The sequence below is a fragment of the Synechococcus sp. RedBA-s genome (assembly GCF_024345495.1).
In the GTDB taxonomy this organism is placed as follows: Bacteria; Cyanobacteriota; Cyanobacteriia; order PCC-6307; family Cyanobiaceae; genus Regnicoccus_A.
Genome location: NZ_JAGQBF010000019.1, coordinates 34,510 through 58,767, shown reverse-complemented (window position 1 = coordinate 58,767; position 24,258 = coordinate 34,510). Strand labels below are relative to the sequence as shown.

The following is a 24,258-nucleotide window of genomic DNA, read 5'->3' as shown; positions in this document are numbered from 1 at the left end:
CACGCTCTGCCTGTGCGGCGGGCTCATCCGCCTCCTCACATCAGCCTTGACGGCCTCGCTGTATCCGCGCATTGGTCATGTCCTCAAGCCCCCGGATGGAAGGATCAAAGGGGTGACATCTTTCCTGAACCCGGGGGCCTTGCATCTCATCCTCAATTACGCCTTGAAAGCTGAGGGTCCAACTATCAAGAAACTCGACCATTTCAATAGCAGTGTTGAGGGTTGAAAGTGAAATACGTGGCGGGCTAGGGATATCAGGAGAAACGACCTGGAGGATATGAAGCAGGCCAGCAACACGAAGAGCCTTACCGGCTTTCTTGCCGAGCAGTGCGCAATGAGCGCTGCTGGGCGCCTCCTGTACGTCTAGGGAAGCTCTGAATAACTTCCTTGGGGTCGGCTTTCCCTGCCGAGACTCATTGCATCGCAGTGTTCCCAATTCCCCGATCCAGAGTTGATCAGAGGTTCCCTGGCTGGGCCTGGTGCCCGTATCGACAGAAGGCTTCAATGGCACTCTGATCGAGTTCATAGGTAGCTGGTTCCAGGTGAAACACCCTGGAGGCATAGGTCTGAAGGACGGTCTCAGCACTACGAACAGCATCAATGGTTTCTTCGTTGACCTGGGTAGGCAAAGGACACGTCATTTCCCTCATAGGAAGGAACATGAATCGAGCCCATCTGCCATCAGGATCACCAGTTTTGACGAGATCACGCAACACCTCAGGCTGAATGTTGCCTTGAATAGACACATGGCAGCGCTCGTAGGAGCGATCACCGCTAATGCGAATGGCATTACTGGCGTGACCGTCATAGATTTCTAGGAGCTGCTGGGCGTCAGCGCCTAGACCTTTGCGATAGGCATTCATCGAGCAAAGCAGGCCAGAGATTTCATCCCTTGTAAGCAATAGACCCCTCTTCTTTCCTTCAAGAACACTGAGTAGGGCATTAAGCGCCTCTCCTGTGTAATCAGATACATGAATGGAGACTCTGGGTGGCGGTTTGGGCTTATCTCGCCCGTCTTCCTTGGCGTCCTTGCAGGCGGCTATCCATTCCTCAAAAAGCTCTCTGTTGATATCGGCTACCTGAGAGAGCAGGTTAATAGCAGGCTTACGGATCGTTAGCTGATGAAGTGGTGTCTTTTTCTGGCCTGAACGCCCGACCGTTGCGATATAGAGATTGGGAGGGACGTTGTAACTGGTGATTTGATTACCGCAGATAAGCGTCCCTAGCTTGACTAGGCCGCTGATGCCAGCGAGATAGTTCATTCCAACAACATGCTCGTCATAGGGTAGGTGTTTGGTGACTTCCTTGAGGGCATTAGCGATATCAAGAGGAAGAAGCTGACTGAGTGTTATTCCCCTTTCCTCAGGGGCCTCTGCAACGTGAAGGGCAGGAACGGCAGAATTGATAGTGCGAACAGGAGTATTCATGACTTTAGGTTGGTGAATAACAAAGATTGAAAACAGGCGACCATCTCCTAGTCCGTTAGGTTTCTCGCCTACATATGCCCATTTCTGGTCGTCGTTGCCTTTGATTACATCACCAGGGCTTAGGCCTTTCGGCGGTGCGTAGGTCTGCCCTTGGCTGCAATGCACCTCAAGTCGTCCATCGCTGCGTCGGGCGGAACGGCAATCACCGCTCTTAAGTCCGGTGCCAGGTCGTCCGCATATCCAGCACTTTGGCTTCGGGCTCTCCCACGGCAACTCCCTCTGAGTGCCGTCTGTGACCCTCCCCGCTGGCTTGTTTGCGGCCTTCTTGGCCTCGACCTTGGCCTTGGCTTCAACGAGCATCTGGAACCAGTTGTCGGGCAATGTGGCGATTCGATCGGGATGGCCGGACCAGCGATAGCCGCCGCCTTCGGGATGAACGCCGAGGGCAACGGCTTGGCAGTGATGGCCGAGAAATTCAACGGCCTCCTGCTTGATTCCCTTTTCCTTGTCGGCAGGAATCAATACGAGGCTGAATTTGGTCCTACCTAGGAGGTCTTGCTGCTCTGGCGTGAGGATGAATGGAATCTTCCACCGATAAACCACGGAGGTGCCTTCATCATCAACCCGATAAATCCTCCAGCCAATATCAGGTCCTAGGGGATCACAGCCCTTTTCCTTTACATGATCAACGGCGGCCTTTCCGTCCAGATCAACTACATAGAGGTTTTTACGCTCGCAATGTAGGCCTACTGCCCTGACATGTGCCGATATATTTCGGCAATCTACTCAGGGTTGTAATATCTGTATTGCCATCCCACCGCCGGTTCTGCCGGGTTTGGGTGGACTGGAACTTTGTAGCCGTTGACCGGTACAAGATCAAAACGACTGAGTGCGGCTAGATGAGGCGTGAGCCCGACCCTGCCGCCGCTTAGTGCGGATGCGGATTCCATGGGGGAATGGTCGTGAAGTGGGCTCTCCTTTCCCCGACAACAAGCTAGAATCCTGTGTAGCGATACAGGCTGGCTTCGGTCGGCTAGAAACGGCTCCCCACAAGGGAGCTTTTTCTGTGCTTTCGGCGTAGAGATTTGGAGGCGCTGCCCCAAGCCGGAAGGGTTGTCCGTATTCTATAACGAAACAGGCAAAATAGGAAGCACCGTGCTAAACGAATACCGTAACATACTTAAGCTAAGAAAACAGAATCAAATCAGATAGGCCTTGTCGTTTCCTTGGCCCGTGATATACTTGAAGGGCGAAGGTGGCTCGATGCCGCTGAGTGGCGCTTACCACTCCACCCGGCTTTCATGCATCATCTCCATGAGCATTTCAACCGTCAAACTCCAACACGAATGGGAACAAAACCTTGCCAGTGACATAGAAGCAAGCGACTGGTGCGCTGACAACGTATTCCTTGGTGTCCTGGTAATGGGCGCCAATGTATTGATTGAAGCCCACCGCGTCATGACTGGTGTGACTTTGGTCAAAGCTGTAGAGCAGGGCAGGGATGCCAGGCGTCGGAATTACAGGAGCAATCAACGATGACAATTCAAGAAACCTGGGCCTCTGTGCTTGAGGCGCTCCCGCTCACCAGCACCCGGCTTCTCTTTAAGGACCAAGCAAAACTCGTCACTATTCTCTATGGAGCCGATGGCGACCCAACAAAGCTATTGCTTCAAATATCGGAATAATGGTGAGGCATGCTTAGGGACCACTCCAAGCTTCTGCAGGATGCAGCTACTCAAGTTCTCGGCTGCAAATGCGTAATCGAGTACTGGGCTCAGCCTACAGCAAAGTATCGAAATTTGGCTTAGTTGGTATAGAAGCAACATGTAGCGGGGCGAAACTTGCTGCCGTTGGCCAGGGGGAATGGCGACATACTGATTTCGTGCCGTTCCTCCTCTCCATATGTGCCGTGAAGCTGATTGATACCTGAATCGTCAATGATTTCTATAGGCATAGCCCTCAGCGCTGAGGGGCGCTAGGATATAGGAGTGGAAAGGCGCTGTTGCTGACACCTTTCTGACTTAAAAGCTTTTAACGACATGCGCTTTGGCATGGCCGGCTATTTTGCTGCTCCTGTCCGTCATGGGCCAAGGAACTCAAGGGACGGAGGGTCAAGTGTCTCGGCTCCTTTGGCTGAACTCAACAACATATGAACCTCCCCAGGGCTGCAGCTATGACCTGCGATTGGTCCTAGCAATAAGTTCATCTAATGCCATTTAGTCCTTTTCCGAGGGAAGTTTTCCTATAGAATTTCCCTGCTTCCCTTCCCTTGGCGGCATCCCTGCGTTTCAGGTTTTCCTGAGTTATCAACGGAGGGGGCGGGATTCGAACCCGCGGAAGGTTTCCCTTCGCCGGTTTTCAAGACCGGAGCCATCAACCACTCGACCACCCCTCCAGGGGCCTGCCATCGGCCCGTGGGGCCAGCGACCTGCTCAGTTTCCCATGGAGCCCAGGCCCGGGTGGCGGGGGCTGAGGATGGATAGCGCCAACGGCAGCGCCGACGATGGCCTCCAGCAGAGCATCGACGGAGCCAGGGGCCGCCCTGCCCTGGGGCTCCCGCACCTACGTGATGGGGGTGATCAACCTCACCCCTGATTCCTTCAGTGATGGCGGCCGCTTTGATCGGCCCGCCGCCGCCCTGGCTCAGGCCCGGGCGATGCTGGCCCAGGGGGCGGATCTGCTGGATCTCGGTGGCCAGAGCACCAGGCCGGGGGCGGCTGTGATCAGCGCCGAGCAGGAGCTGCAGCGGCTGTTGCCGGCCCTGGAGCTGATCCGCACGGCCTGCGCCGAGAGCAGCTGCGTGAATTCGGCCGACGCCCTGCCAGGCGGCCCGCTGCTCTCGATCGACACCTTCCGGGCCCCGGTGGCCGCCGCTGCCCTGGCGGCCGGAGCCCACTGGATCAATGATGTTAGCGGCGGCCGGCGCGATCCCGAGATCCTGGCGGTGGTGGCGGAGCATGGCTGCCCCTATGTGCTGATGCACAGCCGCGGCGACAGCGGCAGCATGGATGGGCTGGCGCATTACAGCGATGTGGTGGCCGAGGTGCGCCAGGAGTTGCTGCGTGCCACCGACAACGCCCTGGCGGCGGGCGTTCGGACTGATCAGCTGATCTGGGATCCGGGGCTGGGCTTCGCCAAGACCACCGAGCACAACCTCGCCCTGCTGCGAGGGCTCGCCGAGCTGCGCCGCGACGGGTTCCCCCTGCTGGTGGGCCCTTCGCGCAAACGCTTCATCGGCGCGGTGCTGGATGAACCCCGGCCCCGCGCCCGGCTGTGGGGCACGGCGGCGGTCTGCGCCCAGGCGATCACCCAGGGCGCCGATGTGCTGCGGGTGCACGATGTGGGTCCGATCGCGCAGACCGCCCGGATGCTGGACGCCATCGTCCGCCCCTCCTAGGGGGGGTGCTTCAGCTGGGGCTGGAGCCGTGGGAGGCGTCAGGGACGAGATCGAGGGCCATCACCTTGCTCCAGGCCGCCGCGAAATCGACCACGAACTTGGCCGGGCCGTCGTTCTGGGCGTACACCTCCGCCAGGGCCCGCAGCTGGGAGTTGGAGCCGAACACCAGGTCCACGCGGCTGCCACGCCAGCGCAGGGCGCCGCTGTGGCGGTCGCGCCCCTCAAAGCTCTCGGCGTTCTGGGCGCCGGGGGTCCACACCGTTCCCATGTCCAGAAGATTCACGAAGAAGTCGGTGCTGAGGGTGCCCACGCGGTGGGTGAACACCCCATCGCCTGAGCCGGCCGCATTGGCACCGAGCACCCGCAGCCCCCCCACCAGCACCGTCATCTCCGGTGCGCTCAGGCCGAGCAGCTGGGCCCGGTCGAGCAGCAGTTCCTCCGCCCGCACTTTGAAGGCCCGCTTCTGGTAGTTGCGGAAGCCATCGGCCTGGGGCTCCAGCACCGCAAACGACTCCCCATCGGTCTGCTCCTGGGAGGCATCGCTGCGGCCCGCTCTGAACGGCACCTCCAGCCGATGGCCGCCGGCGGCGGCCGCGGCTTCCACCGCTGCCCCGCCCGCCAGCACGATCAGATCCGCCAGCGACACCCGGGTGCCATCGGTCTGGACGGCGTTGAAGCCCCGCTGGATCTCCTCCAGCACCGCCAGCACCCGCGCCAGCTGCTCGGGCCCGTTCACCTCCCAGCCATTCTGGGGCGCCAGGCGCAGGCGGGCACCATTGGCCCCGCCGCGCTTGTCGGAGCCGCGATAGGTGGAGGCTGAGGCCCAGGCGGTGGCCACCAGCTCAGGCACCGTGAGCCCGGAGGCCAGCACCCGCTCCTTGAGCTCGGCGATGGCGGCGGCGCCGATCAGGGGATGATCCACCGGAGGAATCGGGTCCTGCCAGATGAGGTCTTCGGCGGGCACTTCGGGGCCGAGATAGAGCGCCTTCGGGCCCATGTCGCGGTGGGTGAGCTTGAACCAGGCGCGGGCGAAGGCGTCGGCGAAGGCCGGCTGATCCTGGTGGAAGCGGCGGGCGATCGGCTCGTAGATCGGATCGAAGCGCAACGACAGATCGGCGGTGGTCATCATTGGCCGATGGCGCTGGCTGGGGTCGTGGGCGTCGGGTATCAGGTGCTCCTCGCGCACATCCTTGGCTCGCCACTGCCAGGCTCCGGCGGGGCTTTTCTCCAGCTCCCACTCGTAGCCGAAGAGCATCTCGAAGTAGCCCCGGTCCCAGGTGGTGGGGTTGGGCTTCCAGGCGCCCTCGATGCCGCTGGTGGTGGCATCGCCGCCCTTGCCGCTGCCGAAGCGGTTGCCCCAGCCCAGTCCCTGTTCTTCCAGCGAGGCGCCCTCCGGAGCGGGCCCGACCAGCTCCGGACTGCCGGCCCCATGGGCCTTGCCGAAGGTGTGACCGCCGGCCACCAGGGCCACCGTCTCCTCGTCGTTCATGGCCATGCGCGCGAAGGTTTCGCGCACATCGCGGCCGGAGGCCACCGGGTCGGGAACGCCATTGGGGCCTTCGGGGTTCACGTAGATCAGCCCCATCTGCACCGCTGCGAGGGGACTCTCCAGCTCGCGCTCGCCGCTGTAGCGCTCATCGCCGAGCCAGGTGGTCTCCTGGCCCCAGTAGATGTCCTCCTCCGGTTGCCAGATGTCGACGCGGCCGCCGCCGAAGCCGAAGGTGGGGAAGCCCATCGATTCGAGGGCGCAGTTGCCAGCCAGGATGATCAGATCGGCCCAGGAGAGGCGGTTGCCGTAGGTCTGCTTGATCGGCCAGAGCAGCCGCCGCGCCTTGTCGAGGTTGCCGTTGTCGGGCCAGCTGTTGATCGGCGCAAAGCGCTGGTTGCCGGTGCCACCGCCGCCACGGCCATCACCGGTGCGGTAGGTGCCGGCGCTGTGCCAGGCCATGCGGATGAACAGACCGCCGTAGTGGCCCCAGTCGGCCGGCCACCAGTCCTGGGAGTCGGTCATCAGGGCATGGAGATCCCGCTTCACGGCGGCGAAATCCAGCTTGTTGAAGGCCTCGGCGTAGTTGAAACTGGCCCCGAGCGGATTGGCGGACGGCGCGTGCTGGTGAAGGATGGCCAGGTTGAGCTGGTGGGGCCACCAGTGGCGGTTCGACTGATCCCCGGCGCTGGTGGGCGAACCGGAGCGGCTCGCGAACGGGCACTGGCTGATGGCGGTCATCGATGGTCTCCGGGCAAGCGACGGGGGCTGGAGTCACCCATCTCGACCGTATGCAGCAGCGCCGCCGTGAACCGATTCCCAACACAATCCGTAGCGGCAGACCCGCTCCAGGATTGGAGGCAAACTGCTGTGTTGATTAGGGTGCAATGATCATGCCGCCATCCAAAGAGAGCGAAACGTCCTGGATGAAATAGGAGGCTGCACTGGCCAGAAACAGGGCCACATTGGCCACTTCTCTGGGCTCCCCAAAGCGCTGCAGTGGAATTCTTTTTTCCTTGTTTTTTCTGGCCTCTGCCATCGCAGGATCATCCCAGGTGTCATGGCCAATCTGGGTCAGAGTCACCGTGGGGCAGAGAGCATTCACCTGAATATTGGAGGGCCCCCATTCAACGGACATGGTTCTGGTGAGTTGGCTGAGGGCTGCTTTGGAGGCGGCATAGACGCCCAGTCCTGGGCTGCCAATGAAGGCCCCGATCGACGAGATGTTGATCACCTTCCCATGCCCTCTCTGGTTACGGTGGGCGCCGTTGGAGTGCAGGCGTGGGATTGCTGATTGATGGGGTCTGGCACGACCAGTGGTACGACACCAGCAGCAACGGCGGCCGCTTCATCCGCTCCAGCTCGCAGTTCCGCCACTGGATCACACCGGATGGCCGGCCCGGCCCCAGCGGCGACGGCGGATTTGCCGCCGAAGCGGATCGCTATCACCTCTACATTTCCCATGCCTGCCCCTGGGCCCATCGCACCGCCATCTTCCGCAGCATCAAGGGGCTGGCCCGGATGGTGTCGCTCTCCGTGGTGCACTGGTACATGGGCGAGCAGGGCTGGACCTTCCAGCCGGGCGATGGCGTGATCACCGACCCGATTCACCACGCTCAGGTGCTGCACGAGGTCTATACGGGCACCGATCCGCACTACAGCGGCCGGGTGACGGTGCCGGTGCTGTGGGACAGGGCGACTGGGCAGATCGTGAACAACGAATCCTCGGAGATTATCCGCATGTTCAACAGTGCCTTTGATGGCCTTGGCGCCGCTCCCGGCGACTACTACCCCAAGGACCTCTGGGAGGAGATTGATCGGATCAACCAGCGCATCTACGACACGGTGAACAACGGCGTTTACCGCTGCGGTTTCGCCACTAGCCAGGAGGCCTACGACGAGGCCATCCAACCGCTGTTCACCAGCCTTGATGTGCTGGAGCTGCGGCTGGCGGATCAACCTTACCTGCTGGGCAACCGGCTCACCGAAGCCGACTGGCGGCTGTTCACCACCCTGTTGCGCTTTGATCCGGTCTATGTGGGCCACTTCAAGTGCAACCTGCGCCGCATCGCCGATTATCCCAACCTCAGCCGCTATGTGCGGGAGCTCTACGGCGTCCCGGGGGTGGCCGAGACCGTGAACATGCAGCACATCAAGGGGCACTACTACCAGAGCCACCCCAGCATCAACCCCTCCGGCGTGGTGCCGGCGGGGCCCCTGATCGACTGGATGTAGCCCCTCAGGGGGCGGTGACGCCCTCGATCCGGTCTTCGATCTCCTGGTAGATCTCCTGGAGCTGGGCGATGTTTTCCTCGCTGGTGTCCCAGTAGCCGCGGCCATTCACTTCCAGCAGGGTGCCGACGATGCGGCGGAAGCTGTGGGGGTTGAGCTCCATCAGCCGCTTGCGCATCTCCTCATCGTTGATGAAGGTGTCGTTGGCCTCCTCGTACACGAAGTTATCGACGGCGCCGCTGGTGGCGCTCCAGCCCAGGGTGAAGTTGAGACGTTTGGCCACCTCACGAACGCCCTCATAGCCGGAATCGAGCATGCCCTCGTACCACTTGGGATTGAGCAGCTTGGTGCGTGAATCCAGCCGAATCGTTTCGCTCAGGCTCCGCACCTGGGCGTTGGCGGTGGTGGTGTCGGCGATGTAGCTGGTGGGGGCTTTGCCGTCATCGCGCAGGCCGGCAATCAGCTTGGTGGGGTCGGAGTCGAAGTAGTGGCTCACATCGGTGAGCGAGATCTCAGCGGAATCCAGGTTCTGGAAGGTGACATCGGCGGTTTTCATCGCCGATTCGAACACCTCGCGGTTCTGGTTCATCTCACCGGGGTTGTCGGCGTTGAAGGCGAAGGTTTTGCGCGAGAGGTACATCTCCTGCAGTTCTCCTTCCTCCTCCCAGGTGCTGTTCTCCACTGCCAGGTTCACATTTGAGGAATAGCTTCCGCTGGCATTGGAGAACACCCGGGTGGCCGCCTCACGCAGGCTGATGCCCTGCGCCGCCGCCTGCTCCTGGGAGTGCTTGCGCACGAAGTTCAGCTCCAGGGGCTCATCGGCCTCAGCGGCCATCTTCACTCCCTGATCGATCAGACCCATCTGGTTGATGAACAGATCGCGGAACACACCGCTGCAGTTCACCACCACGTCGATGCGGGGGCGCCCCAGCTCCTCCAGGGAAAGAAGCTCCAGCTTGTTGACCCGACCAAGCGAATCGGGCACGGGACGCACACCGATGAACCAGAGGATCTGGGCGAGGGATTCGCCGTAGGTTTTGATGTTGTCGGTGCCCCAGAGCACGCAGGCGATCGTTTCGGGCCAGGTGCCCTGCTCGGCCTTCTGGCGCTCGATCAACCGGTCGACCACCACCTTGGCCGCCGCAATGGCGGCGCGGGTGGGAATCGCCTGGGGATCGAGGGCGTGGATGTTCTTGCCGCTGGGCAGCACGCCCGGGTTGCGGATCGGATCACCGCCGGGGCCGGGGATCACGTATTCGCCATCAAGGGCCCGCAGCAGGCTCTCCATCTCCATGTCGGCGCAGATCTGCTCCAGGCAGAAGCGCAGGTAGCCGAACAGCTTGTCGAGCTCGGCCGGATCCACGGCGGCAAAGCCGGAGCTGCGGCAGGAGCTCAGCCAGGGGCTGGGGCGCTCATAGCCGAAGCGCTCCAGCAGGGCGAAGAACCAGCCGAAGCGGCCCTTGAGATCCACCCGGCCATCGCTGCCGGTGACCGCCCGCACCATCGACGACACTGCGGCGCGGCAGGCCTCGGTGATCCGTTGGTTGAGCTCCACATCCACCAGCACGCCGGCGTCGTTGCCGCGGTACACCGCATCGATCGTGCGGCCGATGCTCTCGGCCAGCAGAGCCGGCAGGCTGCGGTAGCCCTCCTCCTCCCGCTCCAGGGCGGCGATGTTCACCAGGGTGGCGATCGCCTCCTCGGCGGTGGGAGGCTTGCCGATCGTGTGCAGGCCGCAGGGCAGCAGCCGGCTCTCGATCTCCATCAGCTGGCTGTAAAGCGCCCCCACCACGCCGTCGCGGCCGTCGAGGTCGAGCTCGCTGGCATCCACCTCCGGCAGGACCACGTCCTTGTCGAGGTTGCACTGGCGGGCCGTTTCCACAATCGCGTTGACGATCTGGACGCCGCGGCTGCTCTCACGCAGCTGCTGGTAGGAGCCCACCAGCTCACCCAGTTCCTTCAGGCCCCGGTAGAGCCCGGCATTCTCGGCCGGCGGGGTGAGGTAGCTGATGGTGGCGGCATAGCCCCGCCGCTTGGCGATCGTGGCCTCCGAGGGGTTGTTGGCCGCGTAGTAATAGAGATTCGGCAGGGCGCCGATCAGCGAATCCGGGTAGCAGGTTTCGCTCATGCCCATCTGTTTGCCGGGCATGAATTCCAGCGAGCCGTGGGTGCCGAAATGCAGCACCGCGTCGGCGCCCCAGACCTTCTCGAGGTAGGTGTAATAGGCGGCGAAACCGTGGTGGGGGCTGGCGCTGCGGGAATAGAGCAGCCGCATCGGATCGCCCTCATAACCGAAGGTGGGCTGCACGCCCACAAACACATTGCCGAAGTGGCGGCCGTAGATCAGCAGGTTGGTGCCATCGCTGTTGAGGTTGCCGGGGGGCTTGCCCCAGTTCTCTTCGAGCCGCTCGGAATAGGGGGTGAGCCGCTCATACTCCTCGACGCTCATGCGGTGGGCGATCGCCAGCTCCGGTGCACCCTGAAGGGCCTCGGGATCGTTGATCACCGCTTCCATCAGCGCTTTGGAATCCGGCGGCAGGTTCTGCACGTCGTAGCCCTTGCGCTTCATCTCCTCCAGCACTCTGTGGATGGAGCCGAACACATCGAGGTAGGCGGCGGTGCCCACGTTGCCCTTGTCGGGCGGGAAGCTGAACACCGTGATCGCCAGCTTCTTGTCGAGGCGGGGCTTGGTGCGCAGGGAGGCCCAGCGGATCACCCGCTCGGCGATGGCCTCCACCCGGTCCTGCAGGGTGTGGGCCTTGCCGGTGGCGTCGTCGCGGCCACTGAGCACGATCGGCTCGATGGCGCCATCAAGTTCGGGGATGGCGATCTGCAGAGCCACCTGTACGGGGTGCAGACCCAGATCGCTCTCCTCCCACTCCTGGGTGGTCTGGAACACCAGCGGCAGGGCCACCATGTAGGGGCGGTTCAGCTTCGAGAGCGCCTCGATGGCTCGGGGGTGGTCCTGGCGGGCCGGGCCGCCGATCAAGGCAAAGCCGGTGAGGCTTACCACCCCGTCCACGATCGGCTGGTCGGGATCAAGCGGGTCGTAGAAGAAGGCCTTCACGGGCTTGGAGAAATCGAGCCCGCCGCAGAACACGGGAATCACCGTGGCGCCGCGGTATTCCAGTTCCTGGATCACGGCCACGTAATGGGCCTCATCACCGGTGACGATGTGGCTGCGCTGCAGCACCAGGCCGATCACCGGACCGCCCTTGGCCTTCTCGCTCAGGTCGGCGCGGCTGGCGTTCCAGTTCAGGTATTCCTTGAGGTCTTCGAACATCCCCGGCGCCAGGGGGTGCCAGAGGCCCAGATCCGGGAACACCACCGGCTCAGCCACCTCCAGGGCGGGGCGCCCGCTGTCACCCCGGGGGAACACGTATTTATCGGCCAGCATCAACAGCAGGTTGCGCAGGTTGTCCGGCGTTCCCCCCAGCCAGTACTGGAAGCTGAGCATGAAGGAGCGGGCGTCCTGCGCCTTCTCCACCGGCAGATACTTGAGGACCGTCGGCAGGGTGTTGAGCAGTTTCAACATCGCGTCCTGGAAGCCGGCGCCGTTGGCCTCCTTGCGCTTCTTCATGAAGCTGGCGATGGCGCTCTTGCTCTGGCCTAGCTGGGCCATCGAGAAGGTGCCCAGCTTGTTGAGCCGCATCACCTCCGGCATGGAGGGGAAGACAACCGCAGCCTTGAGCCGATCGCGGTGGGGCGCCACCGCCTCCACCACCTTCTGGGCCAGGTCTTCGATGAAGATCAGCGAGGCGATGAACACATCCGCTTCGGCCACATCGGCACAGAAGGCGGCGTAGTTCTCCGGATCGCGCAACTCCTCGATCAGGTAGCCGCTCAGGTCCACCGCCAGGGCCGGGTTGGTGGCGTTGAGGCTGGTGGCCGCTTGGGTGAGGGCGTTCTGGTACTGGGGCTCGAGCACCACGTAAACCGCCCGCATCACCGCCCTCCCCTCACTACCGGCTGGGGCCTCGCCGTTGCCGGGACTGACCCGGCGGTTGGCGGAGCGGACCTGCGTGAACATCGGCGCTGGAGTTGAGCAATGTGAAGGAGCCTACGAAAGCTGCTCCAGCCGCGCGACTTTGCCCCCCAAGGCGTTACAGGAGCGCCGCCGGCGCCGGAATCGAGGCCATAGGCTCCCCCCACGCAGCAGCCATGCCCGGCCCATGACCCCCAGCGACGCGTCTCCTGGCTCGATCCCGGTGGTGGTGGCCGGCGCCCTCGGTCGCATGGGGGCCGAGGTGGTTCAGGCGGTGCTGGCGGCGGCGGATTGCCACCTGCTCGGCGCCATCGACACCACCCCCGATAAGGAGGGGGCCGACGTGGGTCTGGAGCTGGGCCTGGGGGAACTGGAGGTGGCGATCACCGCTGATTTCGAGGGCTGTCTCTGCCAGGCCAGCCAGGCGGTGCGGGGCGATGGCCCCGGGGCCGGCGCGGTGCTGGTGGATTTCACCCACCCCTCGGTGGTCCATGAGCACACCCGCGCCGCCATTGCCTACGGCGTGCATCCGGTGATCGGCACCACGGGACTGAGCCCCAGGCAACTGGGGGAGCTGGCGGTGTTCGCCGAGAAGGCCGGCATCGGCGGTGCCGTGATCCCCAACTTCTCTGTGGGCATGGTGCTGCTGCAGCAAGCAGCCGCCGCCGCCGCCCGCTTCTACGACTTCGCCGAGCTCACCGAGCTCCACCACAACCGCAAGGCCGATGCCCCCAGCGGCACCTGCCTCAAGACCGCCGAGCTGATCGAGGAGCTGGGCAAATCCTTCAATGCGCCCCAGGTGGAGGAGCACGAGACACTGGCGGGCTGCCGAGGTGGCCAGCGGGAGAGCGGCCTCCGTCTGCACTCCCTGCGGTTGCCGGGGCTGGTGGCCCACCAGGAGGTGATGTTCGGTGCCCCCGGCGAGACCTACACCCTGCGCCATGACACGATCGAGCGTTCCGCTTACATGCCTGGTGTGCTGCTGACCGTGCGCCGGGTGCGTCAGCTGCAGGGCCTTGTCTACGGGCTGGAGCGCCTGCTCTGACGCCATGATCATCCCTCTGAAGCCCGGTGAACTGCAGCGGCTGATTCCGGCAGTGGCCAGCGGACCCCAGTTCAGTTTCTGCAGCGGCAACCCCCAGAAAATTCTGCAGCGGGTGCTGATTTCCGTGATCGGCGGGGTGATCTCGCTGCTGATCGCCCAGAGCCAGTTCTCCTATCGCTTCGGCTCGATCTGGCTGGTGGCGGGCTTTGTACTGCTGCTTTACGTGCTCTGGGGCCCGATCCTGGAGGCGGGCCGCAAGAACGCCACCCTGCGCCGCTACCCCAAGGCGGCGCTCTACGAGGCGCGGGTGGGGGACCTGTTCACCAAGGAGCTGGTGGAGCAGCGCAATGAGCAGGCGGATCAGCGCGGCCGGCTGGAGCTGGTGGAGAACCGGCGGACCTGGCTTTCGCTGGAGCTGGAAGACGACGACGGCTACCTGGGTTCGGTGCGTTTCCCGATGGAGAAGAAGCACAAGACGATCCGCCGCGGCATGGTCGTGCGCGGCCTGGTGCTGAGCGAGCGTCCCGATTTCTCTCGCATCGATGCCATGAGCGACGCCTGGATCCCGCAGCTGAAGGCCTGGGTGGGCGAGTACCCCTACCTGCTGAGGCCGGCCTTTGAGGAGCTGTGCCTGAGGCGGCTGCGCTGAAAACCAGGGGAATCCGTTTACGTTCCGCAACAATGTGTTACAATAACTTCATTGACACGGAGACCCCATGGCCCAAGCCACCGCCACCGCTCCCACCAGCACTGCCCCCACCAGAGCCAGCGAGCGCGCCACCATTCGCGGCGCCACCGTCACGACCGAAGACGGGGGCCGTCTGAATGCCTTCGCCACTGAGCCGCGCATGGAAGTGGTGAGCCCCGAGAGCGGCTGGGGATTCCACGAGCGCGCCGAGAAGCTCAACGGCCGCATGGCCATGCTCGGCTTCATTGCCCTCCTGGCCACCGAATTCGCCTTGGGCGGCGAAGCCTTCACCCGCGGTCTGCTCGGCATCGGCTGAGCCCTGGCGGCCCATCCTCCACCGCACTCCACCACTGGCCGCAGCAGACTTTCTGTTGCGGCTTTGTGCTGGCCGCACCCGACGTGTCCATGAGCGCTGATCGCCTGCCCTTGCTCCGGGCCCGTGTGCTCGGCGGCGGCCCCACCGGTGCCCTGGCGGCCCTGGCCCTGGCGCAGGCGGGCTGGCGGGTGCAGCTGATCGATCCCCTCAGTGGCCCTCAGTTGCAGGCTCGCCGCCGCGCCTATGCCCTCAGCCACTCCAGTCGACTGTTTCTTCAGCGCCTAGGCCTGTGGGAGCGGTTGCAGGCGACGGCGGTACCCTTTCGCTCACTGCGGCTCTGTGATCTGGAGGCGGGGCGAGTCATTGGCTTCGGTTTGGCCGAGGTGGGGTCCGGCGCTTCCCGCGCCGATGGGGCTGCGGCAGTGGGCTGGATCCTTCAGCACGGTCCGCTGATGCAAGGGCTGCTGGAGCAGCTCGAGGCCCACGACACCATCCGCCTGAGCCTGGGGGCTGAGGCGGATCGCAGCTCTGGTCCAGCGGATCTGGTGGTGGCCGCCGATGGCAGCGCCTCGCCCACCCGGCAGACGGCTGGAATCCGGCGCTGGCGCCTGCCCTATGGCCAGGGCTGTCTCACCGCCCAGGTGCGCCTGCGCGGCTCGGCTCCCGATCAGGCCTGGGAGCTTTTTCGCCGTGAAGGCCCCTTCGCTGTGCTTCCTCTGGGCGACGGCACCGCCCAGCTGGTCTGGAGTGCCCCGGCCGAGCGCCTGCGCCGGCTGGAGGCCCTTGATCCCGTGGCCTTCCTCGATGCCCTGGCCGCCGCCCTGCCAGACAGCCTGCAACCCGACTCGCTGCTGGAGCGGCCCCGGGTCTTTCCGGTGGCCCTCGAGCTCGCCCGCCGCTTCCACCGCGGCTCCCTGGCCCTGGTGGGCGAGGCGGCTCACCGTTGCCATCCGGTGGGCGGGCAGGGGATGAATCTGTGCTGGCGGGATGTGGAGGAACTGCAGCGGCAGGCCCTGCGGGCGGCCTCTGGCGAGCTGTCCCCTGCCGCGGTGGCCGGCGCCTACGGCCGCCGCCGCTGGGCTGATGTGCTGCTCACCCTGCTGTTCACCGATGTGCTGGTGCGCGTCTTCTCCAACCGGCAGCCGCTGCTGCTGAAGGGCCGCCGCCTGGCGCTCGATCTGATGCGTCGCTCCGGATCCTTGCGGCACCTCAGCCTCAAGGCCATGACCCTGGGCCCTTGCCGTCTGGCGGCCCGCTGGTCAGAGTGAGTTCTCGGGTGATCCGATGGTGATCAGCACCTCCCCCCAGCCGATTCCCTCCTCCGCCCTGGTGCGCTACCTGCGCTATGAGCAGGGTCTGAGCGAGAGCGCCCTGGCACTGGGCATCCGCCAGGCCGACCAGGAGCAGGCCCCGCTGCCGGTGATCCTCTGGCGCTTCGGGCTGATCAGCCTGGATCAGTTCGATCAGGTGCTGGCCTGGCAGGACCAGCAGACCTGAGCAGGCGCCCTTGCTCAGTCGCAGATGTCAGTCGTAAATGATCAGGGATTCCACCGGATGCTCACCCGGCAGGCGCGCCCGCCCGCCCAGGCCCGCCAGCTCGGCCACGAAGCCGTAGCCACAGAGGTCGCCACCGGCTTCGTTCACCAGCTGGGCGCAGGCCGCGGCGGTGCCGCCGGTGGCCAGCAGGTCGTCGATGATCAACACCCGCGGGCCGCCCGCGAGGGCGTCGTGCTGGATCTCGAGCCGGTCGTGGCCGTATTCCAGGGCGTACTCCACGGCATGCACCTGGCCGGGCAGCTTGCCGGGCTTGCGCACTGGCACAAAGCCGATCTCCACGGCCGTGGCCAGGGCTGTGCCCACGATGAAGCCCCTGGATTCGATGCCCACGATCAGATCCGGGCGCAGCTGCTCGCAAAGCCTGGCCAGCAGGTGCATCACCTGCTTCCAGCCGCGGGGATCACGCATCAGCGGCGTGAGGTCGCGGAAGAGGATGCCGGGCTTGGGGAAATCGGGGACATCCCTGACCAGTCCTCGCAGATCAATGGACTCGCCCAGCTCGGGGGATGCGGTGCTCAGGGACATCAAAGAGCGATCGGGTGACGGATCGGCGTCGGCGCTGGCATCATCGCAGGCATGGCCGACGTCACGATCACCGCTCCCACCGCGGCAGCCGCTGTGGAGCAGCTTCCACCGCCACGGCCTTCCGCCCGGCTCTCGCGCCGGGGTCTGGAGCGCCTCGACCTGATGCTGCTCAGCGTTGAGGCTCTCGATCTCAACGGCGGCGAAGCCATGGTCTGGATGGCCAGCCAGCTGGGCTTCGGCTCGTTGTTCCCCAACCGGGTGGAGCTGTGGAAGCGTCGCTGCTACAACCCCCTGCGGCTGGCCTGCCGCCGAGGCGAACTCAGCGAAGCTGAAACCGACGCCCTGATCAGCCTGCTCTGCGCCATGGCGGAGCGCCTCTACCCGATGTTGCGGCAGCTGCTCTCGGCCTCGGAACCCGAAGCGGCCACCCAGCAGCGCTGGCAGCTGTTCCGCACCCGCCTTGATGAGCTAGTGAGGGAGCGCCTCAACCCCCGTCGCGGCGGAGTGCAGAAGTTGCTGGATCCCCAGGACGGGCCCCGGCTGCAGCGTCAGCTGGTAAAGGGGCTGGCCTTCGGCACCGGCCGAGGCGGCTTCGATCGTCTCAAGGCCAGCTTGATGGATGCTGCGGCATGAAACTCAGTTACCGCTTTGAGCAGACCAGCTGCCGCCTGCGCATTGACGGGCTGCCGGATCTCTCCGCGGGCCACGGCCCCGAGGTGATCGGTATCCTGTCTGGTTGGGAGATGGATCTGGCCGGTCATCCCACCCTGGAGGGCAAGCGCGATCACCTCCAGGCCCTACTGGCCGCGGTGCTGCCCTACGCGCGCCACCTGGTGAGCTCGGTGCCCCGTCCGGTGGGGGCGGCGACGGATCCGGTGCAGATGGAGCCGATCGCCGCCCCTCGGGCTGGCCTGAGCAACCGCCCGTCCCACCGTCTGCGCCTGCACAGCAGCCAGCCCGACACCCAGCCCCTGGAACTCAGCTTCGACGACGCCGAGCTGGCGGACCTGGTGCGCTGCTTGGATCAGCTGCGCCTCGATCCCCGTGTTCAGCTGGGGCTGACCCTTCCGCCCGATCGCCCCCTGCTGCGCCGCGAGATCCTGGAGCGTGTGCCCAAGCGCCAGCGCCTGACCGCCCCTGCTGCCGGTCTGGTGGCCCTGGCGATCACCGCCGCCATCGGTCTGATGGTGCCCCTGCCGCGGCGCACGGCCAGCCCGGCCGCCAGTCCCCCGGCCAGCCCCACCTCCCCTCTCACCCCACCTCGCTAAGGGAGCCAACCCATGACCACCAAGCCATGACGACCAGCTGGTCAGAACTGCGCCGCCGGGTGAATCGGCTGGGGGCCTCCCTCGATGTGGTGGTGCGCAGCGATCCTGAGGTCTGTGGCCTCAGCGGCAAGGACTTTCACCTCTCGCTCCACCACGGCGGCCAGGGAGACTGCACCGTGGCGGGCCTCAGCCTGGTGGATTGTCCCAATGAACTGGTGCTGCTGGAATTCGAGCGCTGGATGCGCGGGGCTGGCTACACGCTCGATTGAGAGGCGCCGGCATGAAACCCCACCTGCCGGATCCCGGCCGCAAGAGCCGGATGCCCCGCCAGGTGTTCTCGCGCCAGCGGCGGGGTGGAGCCCCCTGGCGCGAGGGGGGGATCTCTCTGCTCAACGGGGCGGCCGGACTCGGGGTGCTGGTGCTGCTGCTGCAGCTCCCCAGTCGATTGGATTCGCTGCTGGTGCTCAGCAAGGTGATCAGCGCCCTGATCAGCGGGCTGAGCCAGATCGGCCAAGGGCTGATCACGCTGCTGCTGGGGGTGCTGCAGGCCCTCGCGTTGCTGCTGCTGCTCGGTCTGACGGTCGGGGCGCTGCTGTTGCTGGTCAATGGGGTGTATCGCCTGCTGCGCCTGGCGATGCCTGGGCTGGGTGGGCTGCTGGCGCTGCCGGCGGGTCTGGCGAGATTGGTGTGGTCGGTGGTGCGCATCCGGCCCCCGGATCGTCCCGAGCGCTGAGCTCCGCTGAGCCTTGCTGCGATCAGATCAGATCAGATCAGGGCCTAGGAGCCAGTGAGCGCCGAGAGTCCCAGAGCTCCTCAAGGGTGACAGCGCCATCGCGATTGAGGTCGATCTCCAGGAATCGTCGGTTCAGCCAGGGGAACGACCGGGCCTCCTGGCGGCTGAGCTGGCCGTCGCCGTTGCGGTCGGCCTGGGCGAACACCGTGCGCAACCGCACCCCCAGGAAGGCCTTCTGGCGGGGGGCGAGGTCGCTGGGCAGCAGGTAGCCCCGGCCCTGCTGATCCAGCCGCTGAAAATTGGTTTCCAGATAGGGCTGACCTCGGCTTTCCTGGGGAGTCAGCCTGCCGTCGCGATTGCGGTCCAGCCGCTCAAACCAGATCTGCATCCGCTGGTGATACAGCTGCAGCGATCGGGTTTCCTCGGCGTGACCTGGCAGCGCCTGGCACAGCACCAACGAAGCCACCGCCAGCCCCAGGCCAATCCCCAGCCGGCCACGGCCGGCCGCCGGGTTGAAGTTGGTTGTGGGGCTGGTGGGGGGCGCCATGGAGTTCACCTTATGGAGAGAGGCAGGCCTGGTCAGCCCCTGGGGCCGCCGCCGCTGCGGCCAAGCCATGACCGGAGTTGTCTGCAGGGCGTCGCAGTCACCTTTGGCAAGGCGCGCTGTCTGGGCGCCCCTGGGCGCTTGGGGTTCCGCTCCATACAGTCGGGCCAGCTGCGGCCACCGCCTTGAGCCGAACCCACACCATCTGGGTGGTCGATGACGACCCCGAATTGCGCCAGTTGCTGGGCACCTACCTCACGGATCAGGGCTACGAGGTGCGCTGCCTCACCGATGGCCGCCAGCTGATGGCCCGCCTGGAGTTCCAGCGCCCTGATCTGGTGGTGCTCGATCTGATGCTGCCCGGCGACGACGGCCTCACCCTGCTGCGGCGCCTGCGCGATGCCAGCGATGACTTGCCTGTGGTGATGCTCACCGCCCGCGGCGAAGCGGTGGACCGGATCATCGGCCTGGAGCAGGGCGCCGACGACTACCTGGCCAAGCCGTTCCTGCCCCGGGAGCTGATGGCCAGGATCGAAGCGGTACTGCGCCGCCGCGGCAGCCTGCCGGCCGGCACCCCACTTGCCGATGGTGAGGTGGTGACCTTCGGCAACAACGTGCTGGATCTCTCGGCCCGCACTCTGGAGCGGGAGAATCAGGCGGTGACGATCACCAGCGGTGAATTCAGCCTGCTGGCCGCCTTCGTGCAGCACCCCCACCGCCCCCTGTCGCGGGAGCGGCTGATCGAGCTGGCCCGGGGTCCCGCCAGCGACACCGACACCCGCAGCATGGATGTGCAGGTGTCACGGGTGAGGCGGCTGGTGGAGCCCGATCCCAGCCGGCCGCGCTACATCCAGACGGTCTGGGGCTACGGCTACGTCTTCGTGCCCGACGGTCAGCCCCGCAACCGCTGAGCCATGGCCCCCTCGCTGCGCTCCGCTGCCCTGTCGTTGCGCCTCGGGGTGTTCTTCCTGGGAGGATGGGCCCTCAGTCTGGTGCTGCTCCAGGCGCTGCTTGGCAGCCGGATGGGCCAGGCGCAGATTGCCCAGATGGGCCCCCAGGTGGCGCTGAATCTGAGGCTTTCCGAGTTGGCGCTGGAGCGTTTCCCGCCGGCCACGGTCTCCCAGCTCAGCGGCCTGCAGCTGGGGGTGGGACAGCCGCCGCGGCAGCCCCGCCGCTGGGGACTGCTGGGCCACGGGGATGACGTGCGCCTGGAGCGGCAGGCCGATCAGCTGCAGCTGGAGCTCTGCCGCCGACTGCCCCGCTGCCCCGAGGTGGTGCCCAACCACGGCACGGCCCGCGGCGTCTGGATCGAGCTGGCCTCACCCCTGGAGCCCGTCTGGCTCTATGCCCCGATTCGGCCGCGCTTCGGCTGGCCGCCCGACCCGTTGCTGGTCACCCTCTCCCTGGCGAGCGGCAGCGTGATGGCGGGGGCCCTGTTTCTGCTGCTGGAGGTGCAGCGACCGCTGCAGCAGCTGGAGCGGGCCCTGGCGCGGGTGGGCCTCGAAGCTCAGCCAGAGCCGATGCCCCAGCGGGGTGCTCCCGAGGTGCGGCGCCTGGCCCAGCGCTTCAACGCCATGCTCCAGCGCCTGCAGGACAGCGAGCGGGAGCGGACAACGATGCTGGCCGGCATCGCCCACGACCTCAAGACCCCGCTGACGCGGTTGCGGTTGCGCCTGTCGCTGCTGGGGGATGCCTCCGCTAGCGCCAAAGCCGGAGCCGATCTCGACGACCTCGAGCGGATCACCGGCCAGTTCCTGCTCTTCGCCGGCGGCGGCGGAGCGGAGGAGGCCGTGAGTGTGCCTCTGGCGGAGCTGCTGGCGGAGCTGGCGGCCCGATACGACGGCCAGCCGGTGGAGCTGGATCTGGCTCCGGTCACCGCCAGGGTTCAGCCGATTGCCCTGGGCCGTGCCGTGGCCAACCTGATCGACAATGCCCTCAGCTATGGGCAGCCGCCGGTGCGTCTGGTGCTGCGGGCCCGGCACCAGGACGGCTTCGAGCTGCAGGTGTGGGACCAGGGGGAGGGCATCGCCGAGGATCAGCGCTCCCAGGCACTGATGCCCTTCCAGCGCCTGGATGAGGCCCGTAGCGGCAACGGCCATTGCGGATTGGGTCTGGCCATTGCCCAGCGGGTGGCCCGCACCCATGGCGGCGAACTGCGGCTGGGGGCTGAGCCCCTGGTGGCCTCCTCGACCCAGGAGGCTCCGGGGAGGTTCTGCGTGAGCCTGAGCGGCTATTCCCTGGCCGATGGCCGTGTCAGGGCCTCAACAATTGGCCTTTGACCCGTTCCCGATTCACACGATTGCCCCTAGACAGTGGAGATTGTTAAGGCTTGGGGTTGAGCTGGATGGGCAAAGCCAAGGGTGAGGCCAAAAAGTCCAGCTCCGGCAAGCACGGCAGCGCCAAGACCAAAGCCAAGACCAAAGCCAAGACCAAGATCAAGGCCGCAAGCCACCCTGAGTCCGGCCTGGATGTTGCCTTCCTCCAGAGCAGTCAGCAGGATCGTTATCACCCCTCCTATCTGGTGGGGGAGCACGAAGACGAATTGGGCGCTTCCCCCGAAGACAAAGTTCAGAAGCTCAGCAAGAAGTTCTACGAGAAAGAACTGGAAAAACTCCAGGTCGAGCTGGTGAAGATGCAGTACTGGGTGAAGCATGTGGGCTTCCGCCTGGTTATTCTCTTCGAAGGCCGGGATGCTGCCGGTAAGGGTGGAGCGATCAAGCGCATCACCGAACCGCTCAACCCTCGGGGTTGCAATGTGGTGGCCCTGGGCACGCCTTCTGATCAGCAGCGCACCCAGTGGTACTTCCAGCGCTATGTGGAGCACTTCCCAGCCGCCGGTGAGATCGTGATGTTCGACCGCAGTTGGTACAACCGTGCCGGCGTGGAGCGGGTGATGGGCTTCTGCTCCGACGGGCAGGTGGATGAATTCATGCAATCGGCGCCCCAGTTCGAGCGCATGCTGGTGCGCTCCGGCATCGTTTTGCTCAAGTACTGGTTCTCGGTCAGCGACGAGGAACAGGAAGTGCGTTTCCGCTCCCGGCTGGATGATCCTGCCCGCCGCTGGAAGCTGTCACCGATGGATCTGGAGTCGCGTGATCGCTGGGTGGAATTCTCCAAGGCCAAGGACCAGATGTTCGCCCACACCAACATCCCAGAGGCGCCCTGGTTCACCGTTGGTGCCGACGACAAGCGCCGGGCCCGTCTCAACTGCATCCGTCATCTGCTCTCGAAGATCCCCTATGAGGACATGACGCCCGCACCGATTGAACTGCCTCCGCGCAAGACTGGAGGGGATTACCAGCGGCCACCGATGAACGAACAGTTCTTCGTGCCCAACGCCTATCCCTGATCCACTGATCGCGGCTGCTCCAGCGCTTACGCCTGCTCCATCGCCTGTCCCCGGCCATGACCTGCTCCGACGATGACCCGGCCCTGCCACCGGACTCCTCCTTGACCGTTCCCGCCACGGCTCCCCTGAGGGGCCCAGAGGGCAGCCTGCTCTACACGGGCAGCGACGGCCGGCAGTACATCGTCTGCGGGGATCCCTCCCAGGCCCTGGATCAGGATCTGATGGCCTCCTTCCAGGCCCTGCGTTCCGGAGCCCCGCGCCTGGAGGCCCTGATCCAGGCCGCCAAGGACTGGGTGGAAGAGGCCAGTGATCAGGGTCTGAGCCCTGAGGTGGCTCGTCGCACCCTGCTCTCTCGCCTCAGCCAGGCCCTCGACGATGAGTAGGGCAGGCTCGGCAGAGCAGGGATCAGTTGAGGCGATCAAACCAGAAGCCCGCCAGCTGCCAGCTGCTCCAGAGAAAGACCAGCAGGAACAGCCAGTTCAGCCAGGGGGGACGTTGCTTGTTCTCCAAACCCATCGGCCTGCGGTGGCGCCAGTTCTCCAAACCTATCGGCCCGGATGCCCAGGGCCAGTGGTCTAGTTTCCGGGCTTCTCGGGAGCACAGGGGAGCAGCTCCCCGCTGGACTCGCTCTGGCACAGTCCCCAGCGCTGGCCGCTGGCTTCCTCCACCCAGCGCAGCACCTGAGGTCCACCACCACGCCCGGTCGCTGCCGGCACCGTGATCACCGCCAGCCTGGCCTGGCCGCGGCGGTAATCGAAGCGGCAGTAGCCCAGCCCCGTGCCGGAGCAGCCACTGAGGCTGTCAAGGCGACTGCCGGAGCGCTCCCGGTCGAGGCCATCGGCGCGGGCGACCCCAGCGGGCGACCAGCCCAGCTTTCGCAGGCGCTGGTCGCCCGCAAGCATCGCTTCACCGACCCGAAGCAGCGAGGCCAGGCCGAGGTCATGGCCGCTGCGCTGCTGCGCCAGGGCCAAGCCGGCACCGCCCAGCAGGGCCAGCAGCAGCATGCCCCCGAGGGAGCGGCCGCCCCAGCGCTCGATGGGACAGCGGGGGCATTGGGGAAGCGGACCTTCTCGAGCCGTTGCCATGGACATCCCCGCGGTGTATTCCTTTCTGGGTTTTCCCGGATGGGCACCTGTTCATCTCTACCTCCCCCGTCAGGGGGATCCAGCCGGGGCGGCCCTGAGGCTGGGTGCCGCCCTGGAAACCTGCCAGGCCGATGGTCAGGGACCCGGTGGTCTGGTGGCGGGCTTCCTGCGCTGCCATCGCCAGGCTGAACCCCTGGGGTCGCCGGAGTTTCGCCGGGATTGCCGCTACCGCTATCTGATTGTGTATCGGCCCCAGGGGCGCTGGGCGCTGCGGATCACCGCCTGGCGGCACCCCATCGCTCAGCAGGGCTGGCGGCGCCGCTGTGGACCGATCGAGCTGGATGGATTCCTCAGGCGCTTCCATCCGTGCTGGGGAACACAGCGGCTGGTTTACTCCGCCTGAGGTCGTGGAGGCCCTCCAGCTGGTTGTAGACCGCCAGCAGCTGCTGGCGGATGTGATCAGTGTTCTCCAGCTTGGCGAGGTTGGCGAGGACTGCTTCGATCTGGTCTTTGCTGTCGATAAGCAACCGGCATTCACTGGTACCGGGTTCGTAACTCATGGCGACTCGTGGGTGGAAAGGAACGGGATGGCTTACGCCCTCGGCATCGTGCTGTCGTCAC

General features: G+C 65.1%; 26 protein-coding genes and 1 tRNA gene. 18 read left to right on the top strand and 9 right to left on the bottom strand.

The annotated features are described in order from the left end of the window. A partial coding sequence (locus KBY67_RS09530) for a hypothetical protein (protein WP_255110789.1) occupies window positions 1-226 on the top strand: 226 nt, incomplete at its 5' end. A gap of 229 nt (window positions 227-455) precedes the next feature. Here the strand turns inward: KBY67_RS09530 and KBY67_RS14785 are convergent. Next, window positions 456-2,198 carry a DUF3987 domain-containing protein gene (locus tag KBY67_RS14785; RefSeq protein WP_255110794.1) on the bottom strand — a complete coding sequence of 581 codons (1,743 nt, stop codon included), beginning with the start codon at window positions 2,196-2,198 and terminating at the stop codon, window positions 456-458. 543 nt (window positions 2,199-2,741) lie between these two features. On the opposite strand from KBY67_RS14785, the gene KBY67_RS09520 reads away from it, so the two are divergent. Beyond that, window positions 2,742-2,966, top strand: a complete 225-nt coding sequence (locus KBY67_RS09520; protein ID WP_255110788.1) for a hypothetical protein — start codon at window positions 2,742-2,744, stop codon at window positions 2,964-2,966. Window positions 2,967-3,737: 771 nt separating this feature from the next. Here the strand turns inward: KBY67_RS09520 and KBY67_RS09515 are convergent. Beyond that, window positions 3,738-3,822, bottom strand: a tRNA-Ser gene (locus KBY67_RS09515). 108 nt (window positions 3,823-3,930) lie between these two features. Between KBY67_RS09515 and folP the strand changes: the two genes are divergently transcribed. Then, complete coding sequence (gene folP, locus KBY67_RS09510; protein ID WP_255110787.1) at window positions 3,931-4,824, top strand: dihydropteroate synthase; 894 nt, start codon at window positions 3,931-3,933, stop codon at window positions 4,822-4,824. A gap of 10 nt (window positions 4,825-4,834) precedes the next feature. Here the strand turns inward: folP and katG are convergent, their stop codons facing one another. Then, window positions 4,835-7,051, bottom strand: a complete 2,217-nt coding sequence (katG, locus tag KBY67_RS09505) for a catalase/peroxidase HPI (RefSeq protein WP_255110786.1) — start codon at window positions 7,049-7,051, stop codon at window positions 4,835-4,837. Between the two features lie 136 nt (window positions 7,052-7,187). Beyond that, a complete protein-coding gene (locus KBY67_RS09500) occupies window positions 7,188-7,589 on the bottom strand; it encodes an SDR family NAD(P)-dependent oxidoreductase (RefSeq protein ID WP_255110793.1) in 402 nt (133 codons plus the stop codon). Between the two features lie 2 nt (window positions 7,590-7,591). Between KBY67_RS09500 and KBY67_RS09495 the strand changes: the two genes are divergently transcribed. After that, window positions 7,592-8,545, top strand: a complete 954-nt coding sequence (locus tag KBY67_RS09495; RefSeq protein ID WP_255110785.1) for a glutathione S-transferase family protein — start codon at window positions 7,592-7,594, stop codon at window positions 8,543-8,545. A gap of 4 nt (window positions 8,546-8,549) precedes the next feature. Here KBY67_RS09495 and KBY67_RS09490 read toward each other — a convergent pair whose 3' ends face one another. Then, window positions 8,550-12,572 (bottom strand): magnesium chelatase subunit H, encoded by a 4,023-nt coding sequence (locus KBY67_RS09490; RefSeq protein ID WP_255110784.1) that lies wholly within the window; start codon window positions 12,570-12,572, stop codon window positions 8,550-8,552. A 142-nt stretch (window positions 12,573-12,714) separates the two neighbouring features. On the opposite strand from KBY67_RS09490, the gene dapB reads away from it, so the two are divergent. From dapB to KBY67_RS09465, 5 genes are all read left to right on the top strand, one after another. Continuing rightward, window positions 12,715-13,572, top strand: coding sequence for a 4-hydroxy-tetrahydrodipicolinate reductase (gene dapB, locus KBY67_RS09485; protein WP_255110783.1), 858 nt, complete (start codon window positions 12,715-12,717; stop codon window positions 13,570-13,572). A gap of 4 nt (window positions 13,573-13,576) precedes the next feature. Further along, window positions 13,577-14,221 (top strand): hypothetical protein, encoded by a 645-nt coding sequence (locus KBY67_RS09480; RefSeq protein ID WP_255110782.1) that lies wholly within the window; start codon window positions 13,577-13,579, stop codon window positions 14,219-14,221. Window positions 14,222-14,288: 67 nt separating this feature from the next. Then, a complete protein-coding gene (locus KBY67_RS09475; RefSeq protein ID WP_255110781.1) occupies window positions 14,289-14,576 on the top strand; it encodes a high light inducible protein in 288 nt (95 codons plus the stop codon). Window positions 14,577-14,665: 89 nt separating this feature from the next. After that, complete coding sequence (locus tag KBY67_RS09470) at window positions 14,666-15,844, top strand: FAD-dependent monooxygenase (protein ID WP_255110780.1); 1,179 nt, start codon at window positions 14,666-14,668, stop codon at window positions 15,842-15,844. A gap of 16 nt (window positions 15,845-15,860) precedes the next feature. Next, on the top strand, window positions 15,861-16,073 hold the full coding sequence (locus tag KBY67_RS09465) for a DUF2949 domain-containing protein (protein ID WP_255110779.1): 213 nt from the start codon (window positions 15,861-15,863) through the stop codon (window positions 16,071-16,073). Between the two features lie 27 nt (window positions 16,074-16,100). Here the strand turns inward: KBY67_RS09465 and KBY67_RS09460 are convergent, their stop codons facing one another. Further along, complete coding sequence (locus tag KBY67_RS09460) at window positions 16,101-16,658, bottom strand: adenine phosphoribosyltransferase (protein WP_255110778.1); 558 nt, start codon at window positions 16,656-16,658, stop codon at window positions 16,101-16,103. Between the two features lie 51 nt (window positions 16,659-16,709). Between KBY67_RS09460 and KBY67_RS09455 the strand changes: the two genes are divergently transcribed. From KBY67_RS09455 to KBY67_RS09440, 4 genes are read left to right on the top strand one after another with little or no spacing between them, the layout of a single operon-like run. Then, complete coding sequence (locus KBY67_RS09455) at window positions 16,710-17,291, top strand: DUF3038 domain-containing protein (RefSeq protein WP_255110777.1); 582 nt, start codon at window positions 16,710-16,712, stop codon at window positions 17,289-17,291. Next, window positions 17,288-17,926: a DUF4335 domain-containing protein gene (locus KBY67_RS09450; protein WP_255110776.1), complete on the top strand. Its 639-nt coding sequence runs from the start codon at window positions 17,288-17,290 to the stop codon at window positions 17,924-17,926. Before KBY67_RS09455 ends, KBY67_RS09450 begins: the two co-directional genes overlap by 4 nt. 26 nt (window positions 17,927-17,952) lie before the next feature. Next, window positions 17,953-18,195, top strand: coding sequence for a hypothetical protein (locus KBY67_RS09445; protein WP_006170183.1), 243 nt, complete (start codon window positions 17,953-17,955; stop codon window positions 18,193-18,195). An 11-nt stretch (window positions 18,196-18,206) separates the two neighbouring features. Next, window positions 18,207-18,659 carry a hypothetical protein gene (locus KBY67_RS09440; RefSeq protein ID WP_255110775.1) on the top strand — a complete coding sequence of 151 codons (453 nt, stop codon included), beginning with the start codon at window positions 18,207-18,209 and terminating at the stop codon, window positions 18,657-18,659. A gap of 37 nt (window positions 18,660-18,696) precedes the next feature. On the opposite strand, the gene KBY67_RS09435 is transcribed toward KBY67_RS09440, so the two are convergent. Continuing rightward, window positions 18,697-19,206, bottom strand: a complete 510-nt coding sequence (locus KBY67_RS09435) for an EF-hand domain-containing protein (protein ID WP_255110774.1) — start codon at window positions 19,204-19,206, stop codon at window positions 18,697-18,699. A 182-nt stretch (window positions 19,207-19,388) separates the two neighbouring features. Between KBY67_RS09435 and KBY67_RS09430 the strand changes: the two genes are divergently transcribed. The 4 genes from KBY67_RS09430 to KBY67_RS09415 all read left to right on the top strand — a co-directional run bounded on the left by KBY67_RS09430 (window position 19,389) and on the right by KBY67_RS09415 (window position 22,935). Next, window positions 19,389-20,114: a response regulator gene (locus KBY67_RS09430; protein WP_255110773.1), complete on the top strand. Its 726-nt coding sequence runs from the start codon at window positions 19,389-19,391 to the stop codon at window positions 20,112-20,114. A 3-nt stretch (window positions 20,115-20,117) separates the two neighbouring features. After that, complete coding sequence (locus KBY67_RS09425) at window positions 20,118-21,482, top strand: ATP-binding protein (RefSeq protein WP_255110772.1); 1,365 nt, start codon at window positions 20,118-20,120, stop codon at window positions 21,480-21,482. Window positions 21,483-21,547: 65 nt separating this feature from the next. Next, a complete protein-coding gene (ppk2, locus tag KBY67_RS09420; protein ID WP_255110771.1) occupies window positions 21,548-22,552 on the top strand; it encodes a polyphosphate kinase 2 in 1,005 nt (334 codons plus the stop codon). A gap of 56 nt (window positions 22,553-22,608) precedes the next feature. Next, on the top strand, window positions 22,609-22,935 hold the full coding sequence (locus KBY67_RS09415) for a hypothetical protein (protein WP_255110770.1): 327 nt from the start codon (window positions 22,609-22,611) through the stop codon (window positions 22,933-22,935). Between the two features lie 192 nt (window positions 22,936-23,127). Here the strand turns inward: KBY67_RS09415 and KBY67_RS09410 are convergent, their stop codons facing one another. Beyond that, window positions 23,128-23,637, bottom strand: coding sequence for a hypothetical protein (locus tag KBY67_RS09410; RefSeq protein ID WP_255110769.1), 510 nt, complete (start codon window positions 23,635-23,637; stop codon window positions 23,128-23,130). Between KBY67_RS09410 and KBY67_RS09405 the strand changes: the two genes are divergently transcribed. Continuing rightward, window positions 23,636-24,040, top strand: coding sequence for a hypothetical protein (locus KBY67_RS09405; RefSeq protein WP_255110768.1), 405 nt, complete (start codon window positions 23,636-23,638; stop codon window positions 24,038-24,040). The two genes, KBY67_RS09410 and KBY67_RS09405, sit on opposite strands and share 2 nt — an antisense overlap. Here the strand turns inward: KBY67_RS09405 and KBY67_RS09400 are convergent. After that, entirely contained in the window at window positions 23,988-24,197 is a 210-nt protein-coding gene (locus KBY67_RS09400; RefSeq protein WP_255110767.1) for a hypothetical protein, read from the bottom strand. The genes KBY67_RS09405 and KBY67_RS09400 overlap by 53 nt on opposite strands. Window positions 24,198-24,258: the final 61 nt, after the last annotated feature.

Bases quoted from the DNA above. Each gene is read 5' to 3' on its own strand.
- KBY67_RS09520 (WP_255110788.1), top strand. From the start codon at position 2,742: ATGAGCATTTCAACCGTCAAACTCCAACACGAATGGGAACAAAACCTT.
- folP (WP_255110787.1), top strand. From the start codon at position 3,931: ATGGCCTCCAGCAGAGCATCGACGGAGCCAGGGGCCGCCCTGCCCTGG.
- katG (WP_255110786.1), bottom strand. From the start codon at position 7,051: ATGACCGCCATCAGCCAGTGCCCGTTCGCGAGCCGCTCCGGTTCGCCC.
- KBY67_RS09490 (WP_255110784.1), bottom strand. From the start codon at position 12,572: ATGTTCACGCAGGTCCGCTCCGCCAACCGCCGGGTCAGTCCCGGCAAC.
- dapB (WP_255110783.1), top strand. From the start codon at position 12,715: ATGACCCCCAGCGACGCGTCTCCTGGCTCGATCCCGGTGGTGGTGGCC.
- KBY67_RS09480 (WP_255110782.1), top strand. From the start codon at position 13,577: ATGATCATCCCTCTGAAGCCCGGTGAACTGCAGCGGCTGATTCCGGCA.
- KBY67_RS09475 (WP_255110781.1), top strand. From the start codon at position 14,289: ATGGCCCAAGCCACCGCCACCGCTCCCACCAGCACTGCCCCCACCAGA.
- KBY67_RS09470 (WP_255110780.1), top strand. From the start codon at position 14,666: ATGAGCGCTGATCGCCTGCCCTTGCTCCGGGCCCGTGTGCTCGGCGGC.
- KBY67_RS09465 (WP_255110779.1), top strand. From the start codon at position 15,861: ATGGTGATCAGCACCTCCCCCCAGCCGATTCCCTCCTCCGCCCTGGTG.
- KBY67_RS09460 (WP_255110778.1), bottom strand. From the start codon at position 16,658: ATGTCCCTGAGCACCGCATCCCCCGAGCTGGGCGAGTCCATTGATCTG.
- KBY67_RS09455 (WP_255110777.1), top strand. From the start codon at position 16,710: ATGGCCGACGTCACGATCACCGCTCCCACCGCGGCAGCCGCTGTGGAG.
- KBY67_RS09450 (WP_255110776.1), top strand. From the start codon at position 17,288: ATGAAACTCAGTTACCGCTTTGAGCAGACCAGCTGCCGCCTGCGCATT.
- KBY67_RS09445 (WP_006170183.1), top strand. From the start codon at position 17,953: ATGACGACCAGCTGGTCAGAACTGCGCCGCCGGGTGAATCGGCTGGGG.
- KBY67_RS09440 (WP_255110775.1), top strand. From the start codon at position 18,207: ATGAAACCCCACCTGCCGGATCCCGGCCGCAAGAGCCGGATGCCCCGC.
- KBY67_RS09435 (WP_255110774.1), bottom strand. From the start codon at position 19,206: ATGGCGCCCCCCACCAGCCCCACAACCAACTTCAACCCGGCGGCCGGC.
- KBY67_RS09425 (WP_255110772.1), top strand. From the start codon at position 20,118: ATGGCCCCCTCGCTGCGCTCCGCTGCCCTGTCGTTGCGCCTCGGGGTG.
- ppk2 (WP_255110771.1), top strand. From the start codon at position 21,548: ATGGGCAAAGCCAAGGGTGAGGCCAAAAAGTCCAGCTCCGGCAAGCAC.
- KBY67_RS09415 (WP_255110770.1), top strand. From the start codon at position 22,609: ATGACCTGCTCCGACGATGACCCGGCCCTGCCACCGGACTCCTCCTTG.
- KBY67_RS09405 (WP_255110768.1), top strand. From the start codon at position 23,636: ATGGACATCCCCGCGGTGTATTCCTTTCTGGGTTTTCCCGGATGGGCA.
- KBY67_RS09410 (WP_255110769.1), bottom strand. From the start codon at position 23,637: ATGGCAACGGCTCGAGAAGGTCCGCTTCCCCAATGCCCCCGCTGTCCC.
- KBY67_RS09400 (WP_255110767.1), bottom strand. From the start codon at position 24,197: ATGAGTTACGAACCCGGTACCAGTGAATGCCGGTTGCTTATCGACAGC.